Annotated in this window: 20 protein-coding genes; 10 read left to right on the plus strand and 10 right to left on the minus strand. The window is 71.8% G+C overall.

Annotated features, from left to right (window positions below):
• Positions 1-97: 97 nt before the first annotated feature.
• Together ispG and ABZ459_RS26240 are read right to left on the minus strand one after the other, a co-directional pair.
• On the minus strand, positions 98-1,201 hold the full coding sequence (gene ispG / locus ABZ459_RS26235; protein ID WP_357975175.1) for a flavodoxin-dependent (E)-4-hydroxy-3-methylbut-2-enyl-diphosphate synthase: 1,104 nt from the start codon (positions 1,199-1,201) through the stop codon (positions 98-100).
• Positions 1,189-2,937: a 1-deoxy-D-xylulose-5-phosphate synthase gene (locus ABZ459_RS26240; RefSeq protein WP_357975178.1), complete on the minus strand. Its 1,749-nt coding sequence runs from the start codon at positions 2,935-2,937 to the stop codon at positions 1,189-1,191. Before ABZ459_RS26240 ends, ispG begins: the two co-directional genes overlap by 13 nt.
• 128 nt (positions 2,938-3,065) lie before the next feature.
• Between ABZ459_RS26240 and ABZ459_RS26245 the strand changes: the two genes are divergently transcribed.
• The 5 genes from ABZ459_RS26245 to ABZ459_RS26265 are packed head-to-tail and all read left to right on the plus strand — an operon-like array spanning position 3,066 to position 10,108.
• Positions 3,066-4,109 (plus strand): polyprenyl synthetase family protein, encoded by a 1,044-nt coding sequence (locus ABZ459_RS26245; RefSeq protein ID WP_357975182.1) that lies wholly within the window; start codon positions 3,066-3,068, stop codon positions 4,107-4,109.
• An 11-nt stretch (positions 4,110-4,120) separates the two neighbouring features.
• Positions 4,121-5,062 (plus strand): 4-hydroxy-3-methylbut-2-enyl diphosphate reductase, encoded by a 942-nt coding sequence (locus ABZ459_RS26250; protein WP_357975185.1) that lies wholly within the window; start codon positions 4,121-4,123, stop codon positions 5,060-5,062.
• Positions 5,063-5,089: 27 nt separating this feature from the next.
• The gene (locus tag ABZ459_RS26255) at positions 5,090-6,499 is read left to right on the plus strand and encodes a family 2B encapsulin nanocompartment shell protein (protein WP_357975188.1); all 1,410 of its coding nucleotides are present in this window, start codon (positions 5,090-5,092) and stop codon (positions 6,497-6,499) included.
• Positions 6,500-6,542: 43 nt separating this feature from the next.
• A complete protein-coding gene (locus ABZ459_RS26260) occupies positions 6,543-7,913 on the plus strand; it encodes a family 2B encapsulin nanocompartment shell protein (RefSeq protein WP_357975191.1) in 1,371 nt (456 codons plus the stop codon).
• Positions 7,913-10,108, plus strand: a complete 2,196-nt coding sequence (locus ABZ459_RS26265; RefSeq protein WP_357975194.1) for a terpene synthase family protein — start codon at positions 7,913-7,915, stop codon at positions 10,106-10,108. The genes ABZ459_RS26260 and ABZ459_RS26265 overlap by 1 nt, the downstream gene beginning before the upstream one ends.
• On the opposite strand, the gene ABZ459_RS26270 is transcribed toward ABZ459_RS26265, so the two are convergent.
• On the minus strand, positions 10,075-10,422 hold the full coding sequence (locus tag ABZ459_RS26270) for an STAS domain-containing protein (protein ID WP_357975197.1): 348 nt from the start codon (positions 10,420-10,422) through the stop codon (positions 10,075-10,077). The genes ABZ459_RS26265 and ABZ459_RS26270 overlap by 34 nt on opposite strands.
• A gap of 411 nt (positions 10,423-10,833) precedes the next feature.
• Positions 10,834-11,100: a hypothetical protein gene (locus tag ABZ459_RS26275; protein WP_352322994.1), complete on the minus strand. Its 267-nt coding sequence runs from the start codon at positions 11,098-11,100 to the stop codon at positions 10,834-10,836.
• 415 nt (positions 11,101-11,515) lie between these two features.
• Between ABZ459_RS26275 and ABZ459_RS26280 the strand changes: the two genes are divergently transcribed.
• The gene (locus tag ABZ459_RS26280) at positions 11,516-11,986 is read left to right on the plus strand and encodes a C40 family peptidase (RefSeq protein WP_357975200.1); all 471 of its coding nucleotides are present in this window, start codon (positions 11,516-11,518) and stop codon (positions 11,984-11,986) included.
• A gap of 280 nt (positions 11,987-12,266) precedes the next feature.
• On the opposite strand, the gene ABZ459_RS26285 is transcribed toward ABZ459_RS26280, so the two are convergent.
• From ABZ459_RS26285 to ABZ459_RS26295, 3 genes are all read right to left on the minus strand, one after another.
• The gene (locus ABZ459_RS26285) at positions 12,267-12,533 is read right to left on the minus strand and encodes a hypothetical protein (protein ID WP_352322992.1); all 267 of its coding nucleotides are present in this window, start codon (positions 12,531-12,533) and stop codon (positions 12,267-12,269) included.
• Between the two features lie 621 nt (positions 12,534-13,154).
• On the minus strand, positions 13,155-13,595 hold the full coding sequence (locus tag ABZ459_RS26290) for a MarR family winged helix-turn-helix transcriptional regulator (RefSeq protein ID WP_357975454.1): 441 nt from the start codon (positions 13,593-13,595) through the stop codon (positions 13,155-13,157).
• 95 nt (positions 13,596-13,690) lie between these two features.
• A complete protein-coding gene (locus ABZ459_RS26295; protein WP_357975204.1) occupies positions 13,691-14,308 on the minus strand; it encodes a type 1 glutamine amidotransferase family protein in 618 nt (205 codons plus the stop codon).
• A gap of 61 nt (positions 14,309-14,369) precedes the next feature.
• On the opposite strand from ABZ459_RS26295, the gene ABZ459_RS26300 reads away from it, so the two are divergent.
• Positions 14,370-15,716, plus strand: a complete 1,347-nt coding sequence (locus ABZ459_RS26300) for an NERD domain-containing protein kinase family protein (protein ID WP_357975207.1) — start codon at positions 14,370-14,372, stop codon at positions 15,714-15,716.
• 8 nt (positions 15,717-15,724) lie between these two features.
• On the opposite strand, the gene ABZ459_RS26305 is transcribed toward ABZ459_RS26300, so the two are convergent.
• Positions 15,725-18,406, minus strand: a complete 2,682-nt coding sequence (locus ABZ459_RS26305) for a BTAD domain-containing putative transcriptional regulator (RefSeq protein WP_357975210.1) — start codon at positions 18,404-18,406, stop codon at positions 15,725-15,727.
• 115 nt (positions 18,407-18,521) lie between these two features.
• Here ABZ459_RS26305 and ABZ459_RS26310 point away from each other — a divergent pair, with 115 nt between their 5' ends.
• Positions 18,522-19,430, plus strand: a complete 909-nt coding sequence (locus ABZ459_RS26310; RefSeq protein WP_357975212.1) for a M23 family metallopeptidase — start codon at positions 18,522-18,524, stop codon at positions 19,428-19,430.
• Between the two features lie 6 nt (positions 19,431-19,436).
• On the opposite strand, the gene ABZ459_RS26315 is transcribed toward ABZ459_RS26310, so the two are convergent.
• The gene (locus ABZ459_RS26315; RefSeq protein WP_357975215.1) at positions 19,437-20,240 is read right to left on the minus strand and encodes an FKBP-type peptidyl-prolyl cis-trans isomerase; all 804 of its coding nucleotides are present in this window, start codon (positions 20,238-20,240) and stop codon (positions 19,437-19,439) included.
• 107 nt (positions 20,241-20,347) lie between these two features.
• Here ABZ459_RS26315 and ABZ459_RS26320 point away from each other — a divergent pair, with 107 nt between their 5' ends.
• Both ABZ459_RS26320 and ABZ459_RS26325 read left to right on the plus strand, forming a co-directional pair.
• Entirely contained in the window at positions 20,348-21,394 is a 1,047-nt protein-coding gene (locus tag ABZ459_RS26320) for a DUF2293 domain-containing protein (protein WP_357975218.1), read from the plus strand.
• 33 nt (positions 21,395-21,427) lie between these two features.
• Positions 21,428-21,802: an MmcQ/YjbR family DNA-binding protein gene (locus tag ABZ459_RS26325; RefSeq protein WP_357975221.1), complete on the plus strand. Its 375-nt coding sequence runs from the start codon at positions 21,428-21,430 to the stop codon at positions 21,800-21,802.
• On the opposite strand, the gene ABZ459_RS26330 is transcribed toward ABZ459_RS26325, so the two are convergent.
• Complete coding sequence (locus ABZ459_RS26330) at positions 21,782-22,390, minus strand: LysE family translocator (protein ID WP_357975224.1); 609 nt, start codon at positions 22,388-22,390, stop codon at positions 21,782-21,784. The two genes, ABZ459_RS26325 and ABZ459_RS26330, sit on opposite strands and share 21 nt — an antisense overlap.
• Between the last annotated feature and the right edge of the window lie 143 nt (positions 22,391-22,533).

A 22,533-nucleotide genomic window follows, 5' to 3' on the forward strand; every position in this document is an offset into this window, starting at 1 on the left:
GGGCGGAGATACCCCCTCACGACCTGGACCGCGCGGCCGGGCGATGTCCCACTCCTCCGTCAGGGACATCGCCTGGCCAATGCGTTCCCCGCGCCCGTCAGGACGCCTCCCCGGCCAGCCGCAGGGCCTCCTCGACCAGCGTCTCCACGATCCGCGACTCGGGGACGGTGCGGACCACCTCGCCCCTGACGAAGATCTGCCCCTTGCCGTTGCCCGAGGCCACCCCCAGGTCCGCCTCCCTGGCCTCGCCCGGCCCGTTGACCACGCAGCCCATCACCGCCACCCGCAGCGGGTGGGGGAACCCGTCGAGCGCCGCGGTCACCCGTTCGGCCAGCCCGTACACATCCACCTGGGCCCGCCCGCACGACGGGCAGGAGACGATCTCCAGCCTCCGCCGCCGCAGCCCCAGCGACTCCAGGATCCCGATCCCGACCTTGACCTCCTCCACCGGAGGCGCCGACAGCGAGACGCGGATCGTGTCGCCGATGCCCTCGTCGAGCAGGATCCCGAACGCCACCGCCGACTTGATCGTGCCCTGCATGAGCGGCCCGGCCTCGGTGACGCCGAGGTGCAGCGGGTAGTCGCAGCTACGGGCCAGCATCCGGTAGGCGGCCGTCATCACCTGCGGGTCGTGGTGCTTGACGGAGAGCTTGATGTCGCGGAAGCCGTGCTCCTCGAACAACGAGCACTCCCACAGCGCCGACTCCACCAGCGCGGCCGGCGTGGCCCTACCGTGCTTGGCCAGCAGCCGGGGGTCGAGCGAGCCGGCGTTGACCCCGATGCGGACGGACACCCCCGCGCCGGACGCGGCCCGCGCGATCTCGCCCACCTTGTCATCGAACTTCTTGATGTTCCCGGGATTGACCCGGACCGCCGCGCACCCCGCCTCGATGGCGGCGAAGACGTAGCGCGGCTGGAAGTGGATGTCGGCGACGACCGGGATCTGCGACTTCCGCGCGATCTCCGGCAGCGCGTCGGCGTCGTCCTGGGTCGGCACCGCGACGCGGACGATCTGACAGCCCGCCGCCGTCAGCTCGGCGATCTGCTGCAACGTGGCGTTGACGTCGGCCGTCACCGTCGTCGTCATCGACTGCACCGAGACGGGCGCGTCGCCCCCCACCGGCACGGAACCCACCATGACCTGCCTGGACGCCCTGCGCGCCCGATGTCGCACCGGCAGTCCGAGATCTACAGCGGCCACCTGTCCAGCTCCCTTCGAACGGTGTGCGCGATGCCCTGGCCGGTGAGCCCGGCCTCGGCGAGCAACCCGGCCCGGCTCCCGTGCGCGACGAACTCGCGCGGCAGGCCGAGGTTGACGATGTGCTGCCGGGGCCCGCACTCCTGCCGGAGCAGGGCGCCGGCCCCGCAGGCGGCCAGGCCGTCCTCGACGGTCACCACCAGCCGGGCGGCACCGGCCGGCCCGCGCAGACCGGCCGGGACCGGGATCACCCAGCGGGGATCGACCACGGTCACGCCGATCCCGGCGGCCGACAACATGGCCGCCGCGCCCAGGCACGGCCCGGCCATCGGCCCGACCGCCACCAGCAGCACGTCGGGGCCGCCCGCGAAGAGAACGTCGGCGTCGCCGACCCGCCCCACGCGCGGGAGCTCGGGACCGGCGACCGCCTTGGGGAAGCGCAGCGCGGTGGGCCCTGGGTGCTCGACCGCCTCCTCCAGCAGCTCGCACAGCCGGCGGGCGTCGCGCGGCGCGGCCACCCGCATGCCGGGCACCATGGCCAGCGCCGCCAGGTCCCACATGCCGTGATGGCTGGGCCCGTCTGGGCCGGTGAGCCCGGCCCGGTCGAGCACGAGCGTCACCGGCAGCCGGTGCAGGGCGACGTCCATCAGCACCTGGTCGAGGGCGCGCCCCAGGAACGTCGCGTAGACCGCGACCACGGGGTGCAGGCCCGCCATGGCCAGGCCCGCCGCCGAGGCCAGGGCCTGCTGCTCGGCGATGCCGACATCGAACATGCGGCCCGGGAAACGCCGCCCGAAGCAGGCCAGCCCGGTCGGCCCCGGCATCGCGGCGGTGACGGCCACCAGGTCGTCGCGGCGCTCGCCGAGCACGCACAGGTGGCGGGCGAACGCGTCGGTCCAGGTGGCGGGCCCGGCGGTGAGGGGGCGGCCGGTGGCCGGGTCGGTGGCCGGGATCGCGTGCAGGTGCTCGTCGTGGTCGCGCTCGGCCGGGTCGTAGCCGCGGCCCTTGCGGGTGAGGCAGTGGACCACGACGGGGGCGCGCAGCTCGCGGGCGGCCCGCAGGGCCGCTTCGAGCGCGGCGATGTCGTGGCCGTCGACCGGGCCCAGGTAGCGCAGGCCGAGCTGCTCGAAGACGGTCACGTCGGCGGCCGTGCGCAGGCGGGCTAGGTGGTCGGCGATGCCGCCGTGGGTGGGGGCGTAGGAGCGGCCGTTGTCGTTGAGCACGACGACGACCGGCCGGTGGCGGCCGGCGCCCAGGTTGTTGAGCGCCTCCCAGGCCATCCCGCCGGTGAGCGCGCCGTCGCCGACCACGGCGACCACGGCCCGGTCCGCGTCGCCGGTCAGCAGCCGCGCCTTGGCCAGGCCGTCGGCGTAGGCGAGCGCGGTGGAGGCGTGGGAGTTGTCGACGTGGTCGTGCACGGACTCCTCCCGGCTCGGGTAGCCGCTGAGGCCGCCGCGGCAGCGCAGGGCGTCGAAGGAGTCGCGCCGCCCGGTGAGGATCTTGTGGACGTACGCCTGGTGCCCGGTGTCGAAGACGATGGCGTCGCCGGGCGAGTCGAACACGCGGTGGAGGGCGATCGTGAGCTCGACGACGCCGAGGTTGGAGCCGAGGTGCCCGCCGCGGGCGCTCACCTTCTCGACCAGGAAGTCGCGGATCTCGCGGGCGAGGCCGGGCAGCAGCTCGGCGGGCAGGGCGCGCAGGTCTTGGGGAGTGGAAACGTACGGCAACAGGGTCGTCATGACATCCCCTGACGGTGTTGCGGTGAGCCAAAAGAATAGTTGAAAGGCCCAAGACACTTTACACGCTCTGTATTCAAGTAGTAACTATTGGTAGTGCGTCCCGACCAGAAGGAGCCGAGCGGATGCCGGTGAGCTTCACTCAGCACTACCTCGGATCGCGGATCGAGCGACGCCTCGCCGACTTCCTCGAGACGTGGCAGGCGCCCGTCTCCGATCCCGACGTGCAGACGGCCTACCGGTTGCTGACCGAGTTCATCCTCGGCGGCGGCAAACGTATCCGCCCGCTGCTGTGCTATTGGGGCTGGCGGGGCGCGGGCGGCGCCGACTGCGACGAGATCGTCAGCGCCGCGGCGGCCCTGGAGCTGTGCCACGCCGGGCTGCTCATCCACGACGACATCATGGACGGCAGCGAGCTGCGCCGGGGCCGGGCGACCATTCACCGCAACCTCGCCGACCTCCACGACGGCCCGTCCGCGGAGGCGTTCGGGCACGCGGGCGGCATCCTGCTCGGCACGCTCAGCCTGGCCTGGTCCGACACCCTGCTGTCGTCGTGCGGCGTCGAGCCCGTCCGCCTGCGCGCCGCGCACCACCTCTTCGACGCCATGCGCACCGAGGTCATCAGCGGCCAGTACCTCGACATCCTCGCCCAGCTCCGCGCCGGCGCGAGCGTGACGGAGGCGCTCACGGTGATCCGCTACAAGACGGCCAAGTACACCGTCGAGCGGCCGCTGCAGATCGGCGGCGCCCTGGCCGGCGCCTCGCCCGAGCTGCTCGACGCCTTCTCCCGGTTCGGCGTGCCGCTCGGCGAGGCGTTCCAGCTGCGCGACGACGTGCTGGGCACGTTCGGCTCGGCGGCCGAGACCGGCAAGTCGGCGCTCGACGACCTGCGCGAGGGCAAGCACACGGTGATGATCGCGCACGCCATGGCGCACGCCTCGCCCGCGCAGCTCGGCCACCTGCGCGCCTGGCACGGCAACCCGGCTCTCACCGAGGAGCAGGCCGCCGGGCTGCGCACCATCCTCATCGACACCGGCGCGCTCGACCAGGTCGAGTCGATGATCGACGAACGCGTGGGCGAGGCCACGGCCGCCCTGGCACGGGCGCCGATCGGGCCCGAGGCCGGCAGCGCGCTGTCCGTCCTGGCCGACCAGCTCGCGCACCGTACCAAGTAGGGGGCTCTCCGATGGGACGCGTACTGCTCGCGGCCCCGCGCGGTTACTGCGCGGGCGTCGAACGGGCCATCTTCTCCGTGGAGGAGGCGCTGCGGCGCTTCGGGCCACCGGTCTACGTGCGCAAGCAGATCGTGCACAACACGTTCGTGGTGGCCGACCTCACCGAGCGCGGGGCGGTCTTCGTCGACGAGCTCGACGAGGTGCCGGACGGCGCGCTGGTGATCTTCTCGGCCCACGGCGTCTCCCCCGCGGTCCGGCAGGAGGCCGGGGGCCGCGGCCTGCGCACGATCGACGCCACCTGCCCCCTGGTCACCAAGGTGCACAAGGAGGCGGTGCGGCTGGCCGAGGCCGGCCACGAGATCGTGCTCATCGGCCACGCCGAGCACGAGGAGGTCGAGGGCACCCTCGGCGAGGCGCCCGACCGCATCCACGTCGTCGATCCGGCCAGGCCCCACGAGGTCACCGCGAGCGGCGCGGCGCACATGACCTGGCTGTCGCAGACCACCCTCTCGGTCGACGAGACCATGGGCGCCGTCGCCGAGCTGCGCGACCGGTTCCCCCAGCTGGCCGACCCGCCGAGCGACGACATCTGTTACGCCAGCCAGAACCGCCAGGAGGCGATCACCAGCATCGCCCCCCGCTGCGACCTGGTCATCGTCGTCGGCTCGGCCAACTCCTCCAACTCCCGGCGGCTGGTCGAGGTCGCGCTGCACGCCGGCGCCCCCGCCGCCCACCTGGTCGACCGCGCCGCCGACGCCGACCCGCGATGGCTCGGCGGGGTTGGGACGGTCGGGGTCAGCTCCGGCGCGTCCGTTCCCGACGTGCTGGTCGACGACCTGCTCGGCTGGCTCGCCGGCCACGGCTACACCGACGTGGAGCCCGTGACCGTGACCGAGGAGACGCTCACCTTCTCCCTCCCCCTGGAACTCCGTTCCTCCCGCAACCCCGGCTAGACCCCACACCGAGATTGGCGGTGCACCATGACAGAAACCACCGACTCCAGCGCGCCCTTGAACGGCAACGGGCAGCTCAGCCTCAGTACCGAGGCCGCCAAACAGCTCGCGACCACCACCAAGACACCGCCGCAGATGCAGGAGATCACCTCCAGGTGGCTGCTGCGACTGCTGCCGTGGGTGCAGTGCTCGGGTGGCGTGTTCCGGGTCAACAGGCGCCTGACGTACACGCTCGGCGACGGGCGCATCACCTTCTCCACGACCGGCTCCGACGTGCGGGTCATCCCGGCCGAGCTGACCGAGCTGCCCATGCTGCGCGGCTTCGACGACATGGACGTGCTCGAAGCGCTGGCCGACCGCTTCCAGCAGCGCGAGGTCGAGCCCGGCGAGGCCATCGTCAGGGAGGACGACCCGGCCGACCAGCTCGTGCTGATCGCCCACGGCCGGGTCGGCAAGGTCGGGCAGGGCGCCTACGGCGACGAGCAGAACCTCGGCGTCCTGGCCGACGGCGACCACCTCGGCGAGCAGGCGCTGACCGGCGGCGGCACGTACGACTTCACCGCCACGGCCAAGACGCACACCACCGTGCTCACCCTGTCCAGGCAGACCTTCGAGCAGCTCGCCGAGCAGTCCCCGGCGCTGCGCGAGCACATCCAGAACTGGCGCGCCTCCGGCGACCACGCCCAGAACGCCTACGGCGAGGCCGCGATCGACATGTCCTCCGGCCACTCCGGCGAGGTCGCGCTGCCCGGCACGTTCGTGGACTACGAGCAGTCCCCCCGCGAGTACGAGCTGAGCGTCGCCCAGACGGTCCTGCGGGTGCACAGCCGGGTCTCCGACCTGTACAACCAGCCGATGAGCCAGCTCGACCAGCAGCTCCGCCTCACGATCGAGGCCCTGCGCGAGCGCCAGGAGCACGAGCTGATCAACAACCGGGAGTTCGGCCTGCTGCACAACGCCGACTTCAGCCAGCGCATCCGCACCCGTTCCGGCCCGCCGACGCCCGACGACCTCGACGACCTGCTGGCCGTGGTCTGGAAGGAGCCGGCCTTCTTCCTCGCGCACCCGCAGGCCATCGCCGCGTTCGGCAGGGAGTGCAGCAAGCGCGGCCTCTACCCGCAGGCCAGCGAGGTCAACGGCCACCGCATCCCGGCCTGGCGGGGCGTGCCGATCTTCCCGTGCAGCAAGATCCCGGTCACGGGCAAGCGCACCACGTCGTTCCTGCTCATGCGGACGGGCCAGGAGAACCAGGGCGTCGTCGGCCTGCACCAGACCGGCATCCCCGACGAGTACCAGCCCAGCCTGTCGGTGCGCTTCATGAACATCAACGAGAAGGCGATCATCTCCTACCTGGTCAGCGCCTACTACTCGGCCGCCGTCCTGGTGCCCGACGCGCTCGGCGTCCTGGAGGACGTCGAGCTCGGCAGGAACGGCTAGCAGCCCCTTCGTCCGTCCGGTCCAAGAATTGGTGGTGTTTGTGTTGACGGAGTCGGATCAGCGGCTGAGCCTGGATACCGCCGCGGCGCGGAAGCTCGCCACGACGACCAAGACGCCTCCGCAGATGCAGGAGATCTCCTCCCGCTGGTTGCTGCGGATGCTTCCGTGGGTGGACACCGCCGGCACCTATCGGGTGAACCGGCGGCTCACCTACATGGTCGGCGGTGGCCGGGTGAGCTTCTCGCGCACCGGCGCCCGGGTGCGGGTGGTGCCGCCGAGCCTGACCGAGCTGCCGCCGCTCCACGGGCTCGACGACGACCGCCTGCTCGACACCCTCGCCGGGCTGTTCGAGCAGCGGGAGTACGCCCGCGGCGACACGATCGCGCGGGCCGGACGGCCGGCTGACGAGATCATCCTGGTCGCCGACGGCCGGGTCACCCGGTTCCAGCCGGGCGACTACGGCAACCGCCTGGTGCTCGGCACCCTCGGCGAGGGCGACCACGCCGGGACGGAACCGCCGGGCGAGCGGGCCGTACGGCACGACACGCTGGAGGCCGGCACCAGGTGCACGGTGCTGGCCCTGCCGTGGGAGGAGCTGCGCGCGCTGGCCGAGAGCACGCCCGCCCTGCGCGACCGGCTCGAACGCCACCGCGCCCGGCGGGCGGCCCTCCAGACCAAGCACGGCGAGGCGGCCATCGAGCTGTCGGCCGGCCACCGGGGCGAGCACACGCTGCCGGGCACGTTCGTCGACTACGACCCGGGCCCGCGCGAGTACGAGCTGAGCGTGTCGCAGACCGTGCTGCGCGTGCACACCCGGGTCGCGGACCTGTTCGGCGACCCGATGGACCAGACCGAGCAGCAGCTCAGGCTCACCGTGCAGGCGGTGCGCGAGTCGCAGGAACGCGAGCTGGTCAACAACCGCGACTTCGGCCTGCTGCACAACGTCGACCCGAGCCAGCGCATCCGCACGCTGACCGGGCCGCCCACCCCCGACGACCTGGACGACCTGGTCAGCCGGCGCAAGAAGTCGCGGTTCTTCCTGGCCCACCCGCGGGCCATCGCGGCCTTCGGCCGGCAGTGCAGCGCGAGGGGCGTCTATCCCGACACCGTCGAGATCGAGGGCGTGCCCGTGCAGTCGTGGCGGGGGGTGCCCATCCTGCCGTGCGACAAGATCCCGATCAGCCGGGCGGGCACCACCTCGATCCTGTGCATGCGCACCGGCGAGAAGGACCAGGGCGTCGTGGGCCTGTTCCAGACCGGCGTGCCCGACGAGCGGGAGCCGGGGCTCAGCGTGAAGCTCACCGGCATCGACCCGAAGGCCGTCATGTCGTACCTGGTCAGCGCCTACTACTCGTGCGCGGTCCTGGTGCCCGACGCGCTCGGGGCGCTGGAGGACGTGGAGGTCGCGAGCTGATGGCTCAGCCGTTCGAACTGCCCGACTTCTACATGCCGTACCCGGCGCGGCTCAACCCGCACCTGGAGGAGGCCCGTACGCACGCCAAGCAGTGGGCGCGCGACATGGGCATGCTGGAGGGATCGGGCGTCTGGGAGGAGGCCGACCTCGACGGCCACGACTACTCCCTGATGTGCGCCTACACCCATCCCGACTGCGACGGCGCCGAGCTGTGCCTGATCACCGACTGGTACGTCTGGGTGTTCTTCTTCGACGACCACTTCCTCGAGGTCTTCAAGCGCTCCGGTGACATCCGGGGCGGCAAGCGGCACCTCGACCGGCTGCCCCGGTTCATGCCGATGGGCGCTGACCTGTCCATGCCGGAGCCGGCCAACCCGGTCGAGGCGGGCCTGGCCGACCTGTGGCTGCGTACGGTGCCGGGCATGTCGGCCGACTGGCGGCGGCGCTTCGCCGAGAGCACCCGCCACCTGCTCAACGAGTCGATCTGGGAGCTGTCCAACATCAACGAGGGCCGGATCGCCAACCCGGTCGAGTACATCGAGATGCGCCGCAAGGTGGGCGGCGCGCCGTGGTCGGCGGGGCTGGTCGAGCACGCGGTGGGGGCCGAGATCCCCGCGCGGCTGGCCGGCACCAGGCCGCTGCGGGTGCTGAAGGACAGCTTCTCCGACGCCGTGCACCTGCGCAACGACCTGTTCTCCTACGAGCGCGAGGTCAGGGACGAGGGCGAGCTGAGCAACGGCGTGCTGGTGCTGGAGACGTTCCTCGGGTGCACGACGCAGGAGGCCGCCGACGCCGTCAACGACCTGCTCACCTCGCGCATGCAGCAGTTCGAGCACACCGCGCTGGCCGAGCTGGGCCCGCTCTTCGTCGAGCACGCCGTCGATCCGCTGTCGGCGATGGACGTGCTCGCCTACGTCAAAGGGCTGCAGGACTGGCAGTCCGGCGGGCACGAGTGGCACCTGCGGTCGAGCCGCTACATGAACAAGGGCGCGAAGACGGCCCGGCCGCTCGGCGCGAAGTCGCTGATCGACGCCACGGGGGCCAAGCGCCTGCGCAACTTCGCCCACACCGGGCGGCAGCGCGTCGGCCCCTCGCAGATCCCCGAGCTGTACGTGCCCTTCGAGCTGCGCCTCTCCCCCCACCTCGACCGGGCCCGGCGCAACGCGGTGACCTGGTGCGCGTCCATGGGCCTGCTGGAGGCCCAGCCGGGCGTCGTGGGCTCGGCGGTCTGGGACGCCGACAAGCTGGCCGACTACGACCTGCCGTTGTGCGCGGCGGGCCTGCATCCCGACGCCACCCCCGAGGAACTGGACCTGGCCTCGTACTGGCTGTGCTGGGGCACCTACGGCGACGACTACTTCCCCGTCGTCTTCGGCCGGTCGGGCAACCTGGCGGCGGCCAAGGTCACGGTGTCCAGGCTCGCGGCGTTCATGCCGCTGGACGGCACGTCGGCGCCGCCGCCCGTGAGCGCGCTCGAACGCGGCCTGGCCGACCTGTGGGCGCGTACGGCGGGGCCGATGCCGGCCGGCGCCCGCGCGCAACTGCGGCGGTCGGTCGTGACGATGTGCGAGGGCTGGCTCTGGGAGCTGGGCAACGAGGCGGCCGGGCACATCCCCGACCCGGTGGACTACCTGGAGATGCGCCGGCTCACCTTCGGCTCGGAGCTGACGATGAGCCTGTGCCGGCTGCGGCACGCGCACGCGCTGCCCGAGGCGCTGTACGAGAGCGGCCCGATGCGGGCGCTGGAGAACGCGGTCATGGACTGCGGGATGTTGATGAACGACATCTTCTCGTACCAGAAGGAGATCGAGTTCGAGGGCGAGCTGCACAACTGCCTTCTGGTGGTCCAGAACTTCTTCGACTGCGACTACCCGGCCGCGCTGGGCATCGTCAACGACCTGCTGACCTCGCGGATGAAGCAGTTCCAGCACATCGCCGCGCACGAGCTGCCGGTCCTGTGCGACGACCTCGGGCTCGACTGCGCGGCGCGGCAGGCGCTCGACGCGTTCCTGGCCGACTGCCGCCACTGGCTGACCGGCATTCTCAACTGGCACCGCGGCTGTCTGCGCTACGACGAGCCGTCCCTGCGCCGGCATCACCGGCCGCCGGCCTTCCGGCTGTCCGGCCCCCACGGGCTCGGCACGTCGGCGGCGACCCTGGTCTACAGCGGCACGTCGTACGGGCGCGGGGCGTAGAACCAGCCCATCATGCGCAGCAGACGTCGCAGGTGCGGCGTGACGTTGTGCAGCCGGATCCACCGTTCGTCCGGGGGCAGCGCGGGCATCGCCAGCACCCGCAGCCCGGACAGGTCGACGAAGGTCAGCTCGCCGGTGTCGACCACGATGTACGTGCTGCCCCCGCGCGAGTCGGACAGCGTGCTGGCGAGCGCGGGGCTGTTGGTGACGTCGACCTCCCCGGACAGTGCGACGGCCGGGGCTCCGGGAGCGACCCGCAGCGTGATGCTGAGCTGCCCGTCCTGATAGAGCAGCCGCTCTTCGAGACCGTTCACGACGTGCGCACCCCCCAACAGCTATGGACAGGGGGTTGCCGGTGGGATGACCGTCAAGTTCCTCCCGGCCGTGGTGGCCGCCCTGAGGAGGTCGCGGCTCCTTCGCCGCGCTGACGATTAACCCGAAACCAGGTTACACGAAGTATGTTTCGCTATGTAATGTTCAGGAGAAAATGACCGATTTGCAGCCCAATAATGAAGAGTTGCACCGGTCCCCGCAGACGCACGAAGCCGGCCCAGCACGCAGGGCTGGGCCGGCTTCGGACCGTCCTCGCGGCGGGGCCCGCACGCGTCCCGCCGCGGCCGATCCGGGGGCGTTCGGCAAGGTGCCGCCACGAGGGGTCGTGGCTGCCGGAACGCCTTCAGATCAGCCTGACGGGCGCGCGGACGGGCCGCCGCCGATCAGCGGTCTCAGTTGTTGTCGCCGTAGTTGCTCTGGGCGTCCAGGACGTTGAGCTCGATGTCCTGGAGGTGCAGGGCGGTGAGGACGTCGATGTACTTGACGGAGTCGTTGAGGACGTCGTTGGCCAGCGTCAGGTCGTCCAGGATGGACAGCTGGCTCAGGATGGCCTTGCCACCGTTGTAGGCGTTGGGACCGACGTCGGCCGAGGCGCTCGTGGCCGTGAACCCGAACAGCGCGCCGGCGATGGCTGCACCGGTGAGAATGCGACGCATCATTTTTACTTCCCTTTCATCGGAATCGGCGCAGCGGTGCGCGTCATCATTTATTTCCCGCCTCCCGAGTGGCAGGATTTTCGCGAATAACGATCTCGTGGGACTGCGGTGGGCCGCAAGGAAAATTTGCTAAGCCAAAGTCAAGTACCCGCACTTATTCCTTGGCCGTCGATCGGGCGAAAGTCATCCCGAAATGGCCCGAAATAATGTGACTCGTCGGGCACGGCAGGTTGTTTTATCCCCATACTCCCGGAGCAGGTAATCGGGAGAAGTCGCTTGAAACGCCGTGCCATAACGACGGCCCGGCCGGTCACGCGGGGGTGCCGAATATGCCATGAACGGACTACTGCGATTGTTGGCAACAGCATTGGCGCACATCATTGTGTGCGTTTCCCATTCGATTCCCGCGCAGGGCGCCGTGGGCTGCCAGCCGCACGGGTGCCGCGCGCAGGCTCCGGCCGTCCGGTCGGCGGCGGGCTCGATCGCGCTGCGGGCGGCGATAGAGATGATCGGCGTCCCGTACTCGTGGGGCGGCGGCGGTCCGGGCGGCCCCGGCTTCGGTATCGGCAAGGGGGCCAGGACCTGGGGATTCGACTGCTCGGGCCTCACCGAGTACGCGTGGGCGCGGGCCGGCGTGGCCATCGGGACGACGACGTACGAGCAGTGGCGGTCCGGGATCCGGATACCGCGGGAGGAGATCCAGCCCGGGGACCTGGTGTTCTACGACAGCGACGTCGACACCCCCGGTCCCGAGCACGTGGCGCTCGCGGTGGACGGGACGCAGATCGTGCACGCGCCTTTCAGCGGCGAGTCCGTACGGCTCGACGCGCTGGAACGGCCGCGTTTCCTGGGCGTCGTACGCCCGAGCCCGAGCCGTTCCGACGCCTAGGCCGAGCCCGCCGGGCCGAGTTCGCCGGGCGGGTCCGGGCACGAAGCCGGGCGCGCTTACGCGTGAGCCCCGCGGCCCAGGTCGTCCTGCAGTGATCGACCTGGGCCGCGAGGCGTTCAGAGCTCGGTGCGCACCAAGCCCGTGCCGTGGCCTCGCGAAATGCCACGGCCCGTACTTTCGGTCCACCTCAAGGCACCAGGAAGGCGACCTTGGCCGGGCGGCTCCGCGATATCTCCCACGGGTCGCCGATCGTCTTCCTGCCTACGCCACGCGAGGAGGCTCAGTTGTTGTCGCCGTACTTGTCCTGGTTGTTGAGGACGTTGGCCTCGATGTCGTTCAGGTGCAGCAGGGTGAGGATGTCGATGTACTTGATGGAGTCGTTGGCGACATCGTTCAGCGCCGTCAGGTCGTCGAGGATGCTCAGCTGGCTCAGGATGCTCTGCCCGTTGTTGTACGGGTTGGGGCCGACGTCCGCGGACGCGGCGGAGGCGGAGAAGCCGAGAGCGGTGACCGCGATAGCTGCACCGGCCAGAATGCGACGGATCATGTTTGCTTTCCTCCATGGATCGGCGCTGAATTTGTGCGCCATGGTCGTTTGTGCAGGGCTGTGAGGTGCCGCAAATAACCATCGCGGCAGGCAGCGAAAATCGCAACTCGGAATGCCCTAACGAAGGTCAAGGGGACGCCTCGATTTCTTGGCACTCGGTTTCCGCGCTCATCGACGGGGCACTGCATATATCCCGGTCGGGCTGCCCGGCGAACGGGATTCTTTTGGCCTTCCGGCGGCGATGTTGGGGCGTTCGTGCACTGCCGTTCAGGCAACGATCACCCGAAACTTGAGGAACGACCTACGACGCCGGGCCCGAATTCGGCGAATTTGGAGACCAGGTGAGTGGTTATCCAGGTGATCGCCTCAGGGGGCTGTTCCGCTATTACCGGACGGCGGTCGAGCCAGATGTCCCGTCCCCGGCCGGACGGCAATGGGAGGCGGAGGCGCAGGTCGTCATGCCGGCGCTGCCCGTGTTCAATCCCGCTGACCTGCGAGAACGCCCCCGAACCAAAACCGCCCCCTCCCGCCGAAGGACCGGGAGGGGGCGGGACGCGATGCGGCGGGAGGAGCACGGGCAGCGCCGAGCGGGGGCGGTTCAGGGCCGGGCGGTCGGGTGGTTCAGGGTGGAGTGGTCAGGTGGTCCAGGGCGGTGGTCAGGCGGTGGAGGGCGGTCAGGGATTCGCGGGCGGCGTCGAGGCCGAGCGCGTCCACCAGGCGGTCGGCGAAGTCGCGGTGGCCCGGGACGATCCTGGCGATCGCCGCGCGGCCCGCCTCCGTCGGCTGGAGGAGCTTGGCGCGGCGGTGGGCCGGGTTGGGCCGGTATTCGGCCAGGCCCCTCTCCACCAGCAGGTCCGCGATCCGCTGCACCCCCTGACGGGTCATCCCCATCACCCGGGCGATCCCCGCCACCGGCAGCGGCTCCTCCAGGACGGCGCCCAGCACCTGCCACCAGGCCGCCGTCATGCCCGCCGGCTTGGCCAGCTCCTCCGCCACGTGCAGGAACTGGCCGTTGAGCCGGAACGACGCCAGCGCCAGACCGGACAGCAGCTCGGCCGCCACACTCCCACCGCCGTCACCGCTCCCGCCACCGCTCCCGGCAACGTTCGCGTCGCGCCGGGAAGGGCGGTCGTCCGGGTCGGGGCTGGTGCCGGGGGTCACGCGGCCATCAGCACCTCGAACGCCGAGGCGTCGCTCTTGCCGAACAGGCGGTACCAGGCGTCGAGGACGTCGGGCCGGTAGACGTCGAGCCGGCGGAAGATCTCCCGGGCGAAGGCGACGGGCTCGGTGGGGCCGGCGGTGACGAGGTCGCCGTCGAGCACGGCGTCCGTCTCCTGGTAGTGCCCGGCTCCGGCGTAACCCTGCTGGGCCCCCAGATACGGCAGCGCCGCGCTGGTGTGGCCGCGGTCGTCGAGCAGGCCCTCGCGGGCGAGGCCGGCCGTGGCGCCGCAGATGGCCGCGACCGGCACCCCCGCCTCCAGGAACTCACGCGCCTTGCGGGCGAACGGCGCCAGCTCGTCACCCGCGTCCCACAGGTCGGCCCCCGGCAGGATGAGCAGCGAGCTGCCCTCGGGCGTGAGCCGGTCGAGCGCCAGCCCGGGGGTGACCCGCAGGCCGCCCATGCTGACGACGGGCTCGCCGGTCAGGCCGACGTTGACGATCTCGTACGCCCCCGGCTCGCGCTGGAAGCGCTCGCTGCGCAGATGGGCGGTCGCGTGCCCGGTCTCCCAGTCGGCGAAGGTGTCGTAGACGGCGTGGTGAATGATTCCCTTCATGACAACATACTGTCATTTCGACAGCATGTTGTCAATGGAGAACCGTGGGAGGATAGGCGCCATGGCACAGATCGTCGGCGGAGGACGGCCGGTCAACGACGCCGAACGGCGCGTGATCTCCTACTTGCGCGACCACGCCCCCGCCGACTGGCTGCTGCTGCACAACGTCGAGGTCCCGCGCGGCGACGACGTGTTCGAGGTCGACCTGCTCGTGCTGACCGCCCACTCGCTCGTGGTCGTCGACGTCAAGGGCACCCGCGGCCGCATCGAGGTGTCCGGCACCCGCTGGTACCCGCCGCGCAGGGAGGCGTTCGGCTCTCCGGTGACCAAGCTGCGGGGCACGGCCAAGGCGCTCAAGGGCCTGCTGGTGTCGAGGGCCACCCAGCTCGAACGCGTCTACGTCGACAGCCTGGTCGTGCTCACCTCGCCCGACGCCGAGCTGGTCGACCAGGCCGGCCGCGACGCCCCCCACGTCACCGACCTGCCCGGCCTGGTGGCCACGCTGGGCGACGTCTCGCGGGTCAGGCGGGGGTGCAGCCCCGACGTGCGGCCCTACCTGACGGCGGTGCTCGACGCGCTCAACCACACCGTGCGCCGCAGCACCGCGCCGCCCAGGTTCGGCAACTGGGAGGTCGAGGAGCAGCTCGGCGGCGACGCCAAGGTCACCGAATACCGGGCGTTCAACGCCACGCTGCCGGGCAGCGAGACCGTGCTGCTGCGGGTCTACCAGGCCGACCCGCTGGCCGACCACGAGGCGCGGGCCGCCGAGCGCCAGCGCATCGCCAACGCCTACCAGTCGCTCGCCCGCATCCCGCCCCATCCGTGCGTCGTGCGCTCGCGCGACTTCTTCGCCATCGACGACGAGAGCCGGTTCGTGCTGGTGCTCGACGACGTCCACGGGGAGGCGCTGCACCTGTCGCTGGGCAAGGGCGCCAGGCTGGGCGTGATCCAGGACCTGCTGCGCGGGCTCGCGCACGCGCACGCCAACGGCGTCGTCCACCGGGCGCTCACCCCCGGGTGCGTGCTGGTCACCGACGACGGGCACGCGGTGCTGACCGGTTTCGACTACGCCAAGCCGGGGCCGCGCAACTACACGGTCGCCCACGAGCTGGGCAACGTGCTCGACGCCCATTACGTGGCGCCCGAGTGCCAGGAGCGTCCCGACCGGATGACCACCGCGTCCGACGTCTACGCGGCGGGGGCCATCGCCTACCAGCTGCTCACCGGCCAGCTCCCGACCAGCGCCGACGCCCACGGTCCCGACGTCCCCGACGTGGTGCGCCGGATGCTCGACCACGCCCCGGCCAAGCGGCCGAGCGCCGCCGAGGCGCTCGACGCGCTGCAGGGCGTGCCGTTGCAGCAGTCGCGGCTGCGGCGGCTGGTCCGCCGCCTGGTCTCCGGCCCCTGACGTCCCCCTCAGGCCGGCAGGCTGCGGCGCAGGGCGCTGGCGTGCCTGAGGTAGTCGAGAGCCAGGCCGGTGCGCCCGGCCGAGCGGTGCAGCTCGCCGAGCAGCTGGGTGGCCGACGCCTCGCCGCTGCGGTCGCCGAGCTCCTGGAAGACCTCCAGCGAGCGTTCGAGGCCGGTCGAGGCGCGGGTCAGGTCGCCGCGCGCCGCCTGGAGTCCCGCGAGGCTCTGCAGCGCGTACGCCCCGCAGTGGCGGTCGCCGAGCGACTCGAAGATCTCCAGGGCGTGCCGGTGGAACGACATCGCCTGGTGCAGCCGGCCCATCTGGAGGCACACGCAGCCCTCGCGGTGGGCGTCCCCGAGCTCCTGGGCCAGCCGCATGGCCTCGCCGAGCGACTCCGCCGCCTGGACGAGGTCGCCCGAGGTCAGGCAGGCCCGGCCGATGGCCTGCCGGGCGAACGCCTCGCCGTGCCTGTCCTCCGAGGCCACGAACATGGCCAGCGCCCGGCGCAGGTGCCCGAGCGACTGGAGGTGCCGGCCGCGGAACTGGCTCACGGCGCCGAGCCCGCAGACCGACGTCGCTTCGGCCCTGACGTCTCCTATTTCGTGAAATATCTGGCGGGAGAGGGTGAAGCCCTCGGCGGACTCCTCGTACCGGTCCTGGTAGAGGCTGACCTGGGCCAGGCCCCTGAGCATGGCGGCCTCGCCGTACCGGTCGCCGGCGGCGCGGGCGGCGGCCAGGGCGGCGGTGTGCGTACGGCGCCAGGTGCCGAGGTGGCAGTGCAGGTCGAGGTAGGGCACCATGGCGGCGGCCAGACCCCAGGCCGACTCCGCCAGGCCCAGCTCGGCCGCCAGGTCCACGGCTCCGGCCAGCGCCTCGTGCTCCGACTCGAACCAGGTGATCGGGTCGGCGGTGAGCCGGTCGAGCGTGCGCGCGGGCAGCCGCCACCTGGCCGCCCTGGCCGCGGTGAGGCTGAAGACGGTGGTGGGCAGGCGCGCCATGGCGTGCTCGGTGGTGGCCGTCCAGGCCGCCAGCACCCGGGCCAGCGCGCCGCGGTCGGGGCCGCGCTCGCGGGCGTGCCTGCCGACCAGGTCGGGCACCCGGTAGCGCGGCTGGCCCACGTCGTCGGTGCCGACCGGGTCCAGCAGGTGGGCGTCCACGAGCAGGTCGGTGACGTCGTGCGCGCCGTGCCGGCCGAGGGCCGCGTCCACCACCCAGCCCGGCTGCGCCCCGGAGGCGGGCCCGAGGACGCCTAGCGTGCTCAGGGTACGGGCGGCCTCCGCCGGCAGCCTGCGGTACCCGGCGTCGAGGCAGGCCCGCACCTCCTTCAGCTCGGCCAGCCAGTCCTCCGCGAGCCGCTCGCGCAGCACCGACAGCGACCAGCCGGGCCGGCCGGCCAACCGGGCTCCGGCGGCCCTGACCGCCAGGGGCGACCCGCCGCAGAGCGTGACGACGGCCAGGGCGTCGGCCGGTTCGCGGGCCACCCGCCCGGCCCCGGCGATACCGCCGAGCAGCGCCAGCGACTCCTCCGGCGACAGCTCGCCGAGCTCGACGCGCAGCGCGCCGGGCAGCTCGGTGATCCGCCGCCTGCTGGTCACGATCACGGCGCTGTCGTTGCCGGGGAGCAGGGGGCGTACCTGGGCGGCGTCGCGGGCGTCGTCCAGCAGGACCAGCATCGGGCGTTCGGCCAGTAGCGAGCGCAGCAGCGCCGACCGCTCGCCGGGCGTCGGCGGCGCGCCGGTCACGCCGAGCGCCCGCAGCGCCTCGGCCAGCAGCTCGCCCGGCGCCCTGCCGCCCAGCTCCAGGTAGAGCTGCCCGGCGGGGAAGGCCGGGCGCAGGCGGTGGGCGGCGTGCACGGCCAGGGCCGACTTCCCCACGCCGGGCGGCCCGGAGATCACCGCGACCGAGAACGTCCCGCCCAGCGCGGCCAAGGGGGCGGCCCGGCCGATGAAGTCCGGCAGATCGGGCGGGAGCTGCCGCGGCACGGCCGGCGCCGCCCGGCCCTCGTCGGCCAGGATCAGCTCGTACGCCCCGCGCAGCTCGGCCCCCGGCTCGACGCCGAGCTCGTCCACGAGCTGGTCGCGGACCGCCGCGTACGTCCGCAGCGCCTCCGCCTTGCGGCCCCCGCGGTGCAGGGCGAGCAGCAGCCGGCCCCACAGGTCCTCCCGGTAGGGATGCTCGACCAGCAGGCCGCGCAGCTCGTCGGCGGCGCCGTCGTGGTCGCCGGCCTTCAGGCGCCGCTCGATCAGCGACTCGGCGGCCCGCAGCCGCAGCCGGTGGAGGTGCTCGATCCGGCGGTCCCAGACCGGGCTGCCCGGCAGGTCGCTCAGCGGCGCGCCGCGCCAGAGCGCGAGGGCCTCACTGTACTCGCCGCGACGCGCCAGCTCCTCGAACAGGCGCAGGTCGAGCGCGCCGTCGGCGACGTCGATCGTGTATCCGGCCCCGGCGGCGCGCAGGCCGACCGGGCCGAGCTGGGACCGCAGCGAGCTGACGTAGGTGCGCACGTTGGCCAGCGCCGAACGCGGCGGACGCCCCGGCCAGAGCACCTCGGCGAGCCGGTCGGCGCGGACCACCTGCCCCGCCTCCAGCAGCAACGTGGCCAGCAGCATGCGGGGTTTGCCGCCGGAGATCCGTAGGGGGCGGCCGGCGGAGCGGATCTCCAGCGGGCCGAGGACGTGGAAGGTGACCGTCATGACAGCATCAGCCCCTTTACGGGAGACCTGACAGCTCTTTGTATCGGTTCTGGATGATTCTTGTGCGGCCAATGCGGACTCTGGTGTCACAGATCCCACTGGAAAGGATCACCCCATGAAGCTCAGCCGATCAATGGTCGCTGGCCTCGCATTGTTACTCGGCCTCGGTACGACGACCCCCGCCTTCGCCGACCCGGAACCGGAGTCCGCGCAGGCGCAGCTCCTCGCGACGAACTTCCAGATGCCGTTCCCCTGCGGCCAGACCTGGACCGGCAACTCCAGCGCGAGCAGCGCCCACCAGTCGTGGGAGATCGACTTCAACAGGGGCAGCACCGCCGACGCCGACCTCGGCGACCCGGTCGTGGCCGCCGCCTCGGGAACGGTGGTGATCTCGGCGCACCAGGGCTCGACCAACGGCTACGGCAACCTCGTCAAGATCGACCACGGCGGCGGCTGGTCCACCTACTACGCCCACCTGAACACCCGGCTGGTCAGCGCCGGCCAGTCCGTCTCGCAGGGCCAGCAGATCGGCACGGTCGGCAACACCAGCAAGCCGGGCAACAACATCAGCCCCCACCTGCACTACGAGGTGCGCCTGGGCACCAGCTACCCGTCGAACATCCAGAAGGCCGTCTTCAACGGCGTCACCTTCGGCTACCCGGTGCAGACGCTGAGCTCGAAGAACTGCGGCGGGTCCAGCAACCCGTACACGCCGCAGGAGGCCTGCGGCGCCGGCTACGACGTGATCGACTCGGCCGGGCTCGGCACCGACGGGACCGTCTACCTGCTCTACAACAACTCCAACGGCAACAACTGCGTGGTCACCATGAAGGCGAAGTCGCTCGGCACGGCGACCGCGACGACCGCCTACCTGGAGGTGCAGGGCAGTACGAGAAAGACGGACTCCGGCAATTACGGCTACTACGCCGGGCCGGTCTACGCCGCCGCCGCGAACACGTGCGTCAAGTGGGGCGGCAAGGCCGGCGCCTCGGCCTACGACAGCCCGTTCGAGCACTGCGGCTGAGGCGGCTCAGGCAGGCGTGATCGTGTCGAGGACGTCGATCACGTACAGCATGGGCCTGTCCCCCGGGGACCCCACGGCCAGCCGGCTGCCGACCTGGCTGCCGACCAGCGCCTCCAGCCAGGCGGGCGGCACCGAGCCGGGCCTGAGCGTGAAGGCGCTGGGACCGCCCTTCCGGTAGGACGAGTCCACCACCGAACGGGACGGCCAGGACGCGGCCACGTACTGGATGACCACCTTGGAACCCGCCGTGACGTCCCGTCCCGAACCGTCGATGAGGGTCCGGGGCGGGGAATCCGGCCGCAGGTCGGACGGGATCGCCGGCAGGGCCCGCCCGACGAGCCGCGCGTCGGGCGGGTAGCCGCCGAGGATGTCGAAGACCACCACCAGCGTGTCGGCCGGCGAGACGCCGGTCAGCGGCACGTTCGGGCCGAGGGCCTCGGAGGCCGGGCTGACCAGCATCACCCGGCTGCCGGCCGGCCTGCCGATGAGCGAGGCCCGCCAGGTCTCGGAGACCTGCCTGCCGTCGAAGACGACCGTGGTGGGCTGGTTGCCGTCGTAGGTGCTGAGATACGGCTTGTTTCCCGACCATCGCCGGATGTCCACGTCGGCGAGCACGACGTCCCCCGGGACCGTACGCCGGCCGTTGCCCATGGAGAGCACCGTGATCCGCGGCGTGCGCCCCGGCTTCCCCCGAGGTATGGCGACGACGGGCTTGCTGCCGAACGCGCCCGTCACGACGGGCTGCGAGCCGTCCTCGGCGACGCCACACGAGGTGGCCAGCATGAGTACGGCAGGCCAGAGCAGGCGCACGTTTTCCCCCAAGATGCCAGATCCGAAGGGGTTACTTGCCGCAATAGCCAAAAGGAAAGCTGCGGGTCTCGCCATCTCACGACAAAGGGCGCGGGAGACTGGACCGCGTGAGCAAGCCCAACCTGGCCCGCAGGGTCGCAGAAGCAGCCGAGATCGCGTTGACCAACCGCCACTACGTGACGTTCATCGACGTCGTGACGGGGTTGCGCTGGCTGCGGTCCCGGCACGTGGACCTCTGGCGGCAGGGCCGCGCCGGCACGCTGGCCGAGCTGGCCGCGGTCGACGAGGAGCGGCTGCTCGTCACGGCCGGGCTGCTGCGGGAATGGGCGCTGGCCAAGGGGCTCAGGCCGGTCGAGACGCCGTACGTGGCCGGCACCCGCGACCGGCGGGACCTGCGCTTCACCTCCGGCCACGGGCAGGACGCCTTCCGCGTCCACTGGCTCTCGCCCGATCTGAGCGAGGCCCGGGTGCGGCGGCTCACCGAGCGGCAGAGCAAGGCCCCCGACCTGGTGGCCGTGGCCTCCGAGGACCCGTGGACGTGCGCGTCCTGCGGCGACACCGGGCCGTACCTGATCATGGAGGACGACCGGCCCCACTGCCTGAGCTGCGCCGACCTGGACCACCTGGTGTTCCTGCCGGCGGGGAACGCGGCGCTCAGCCGGCGGGCCAAGCAGGAGAGCGGGCTGTCGGCGGTGGTCGTCCGGTACAACCGGCGGCGCAAGGTCTACCAGCGCCAGGGCGTCCTGGTCGAGGAGGCCGCGCTGGCCGCGGCCGAGGAGCGCTGCCTGGCCGACGAGGAGGCGCGGCTGCGCCGCCGCGAGCGCGACCAGGTGCGCAGGGCCGAGCAGGACGTCGCCTTCCAGGCGGCGATGGCGGCCGAGATCGCCCGGCTGTTCCCGGGCTGCCCGGCCGATCGGGCCCGCGAGATCGCCGAGCACGCCGGCCGGCGCGGCAGCGGCCGGGTGGGCAGGACGGCGGCGGCCAGGGCGCTCGACGAGAACGCCATCACGCTGGCGGTGATCGCGTCGGTCCGGCATCTCGACACCGACTACGACCGCCTGCTCATGTCCGGCGTCCCCCGGATGGAGGCCCGGGACCGGATCAGGGACGCCATCGAGGCCCGGCTCACGGAGTTCCGGCGACCGCCTCGATGACCGCGCGGGTCCGCCTTCGGTACCGTCCATCACATGGACGATTGGCACACCGTACGTGCGGAACTGCGGGCCTTCGCGCTGGGGCTGCCCGAGACCCACGAGGACCATCCGTGGGGCGAGACGGTCATCAAGGTCAACAAGAAGGTCTTCCTGTTCCTCGGCCTGGACGAGCAGACGGAGAAGTGGGCCCCGACGTTCGGCGTGAAGCTGCTGTCGGAGGCGCACGGCCACGCGCTGACCGTCGAGGGCGCGGCCCCCAGCGGGTACGGCCTGGGCAAGGCCGGCTGGGTGACCGTGCCGTTCCTGTCGGCGCTGCCCGAGACCGACGTGCTGCTCGACTGGGTCGAGGAGAGCTACCGGACCATCGCCCCGAAGCGGGCGGTCAAGCTACTGGACGGCGAGCCGTAGCGCGAAGGCGACCAGCAGCACGCCGGTCACCCGCTCGACCCTGGCCCGCACCCGCGGCCTGCGCAGCAGCGCGCTCACCCGGTCGATGATCACGTTGTAGAGGCTGAACCAGAGCACGTAGAGCACGGCGATGATCCCCGACAGCAGCAGGGCCCGTCCCAGGGTGTCGCCGTGGCCGGGCAGGAACTGCGGCAGCCAGGTCACGAAGAGCAGCAGCACCTTGGGGTTGAGCAGGTTCGACAGCAGCCCCCTGCGCACGTGCACGAGCGGCGAGCCGGTCGGGGGCGCGGCGGCCTCCACGACCTTGGCCCGGTTCCGGCTCGACAGCAGGGCGTGCACCCCGAGCCAGAGCAGGTAGCAGATGCCGAGGGCGCGCACCACGGTGAAGGCGGTGGGCGAGGCGACCAGTAGTGCCGACAGGCCGACCGCGGCGGCGGCGGCGTGCACGGACAGGCCCAGCAGGCCGCCGAGCATGGTCAGCAGGCCGGCCACGCGGCCGTGGGCGAGGGAGTTGCGCATGATCAGCGCGGCGTCGGGGCCGGGGATCATGATCATGATGAGCGTCGTGACCGCGAAGGTCAGCAGCATGGCGGGGGTCTCCCGGAGCTGGGGGCGCGCTCCCGCCCGACCCGCCGGATGTGCGGAGGTCGCACGGTCACGCGGGCGAACATCGTCAGTGCCTTGTGGGCACCGGCCATGATATCGGGATCAGTTTGCTGAAACACGCCAGG

The organism is Nonomuraea sp. NPDC005692, from assembly GCF_040631115.1.
Lineage (GTDB): Bacteria > Actinomycetota > Actinomycetes > Streptosporangiales > Streptosporangiaceae > Nonomuraea.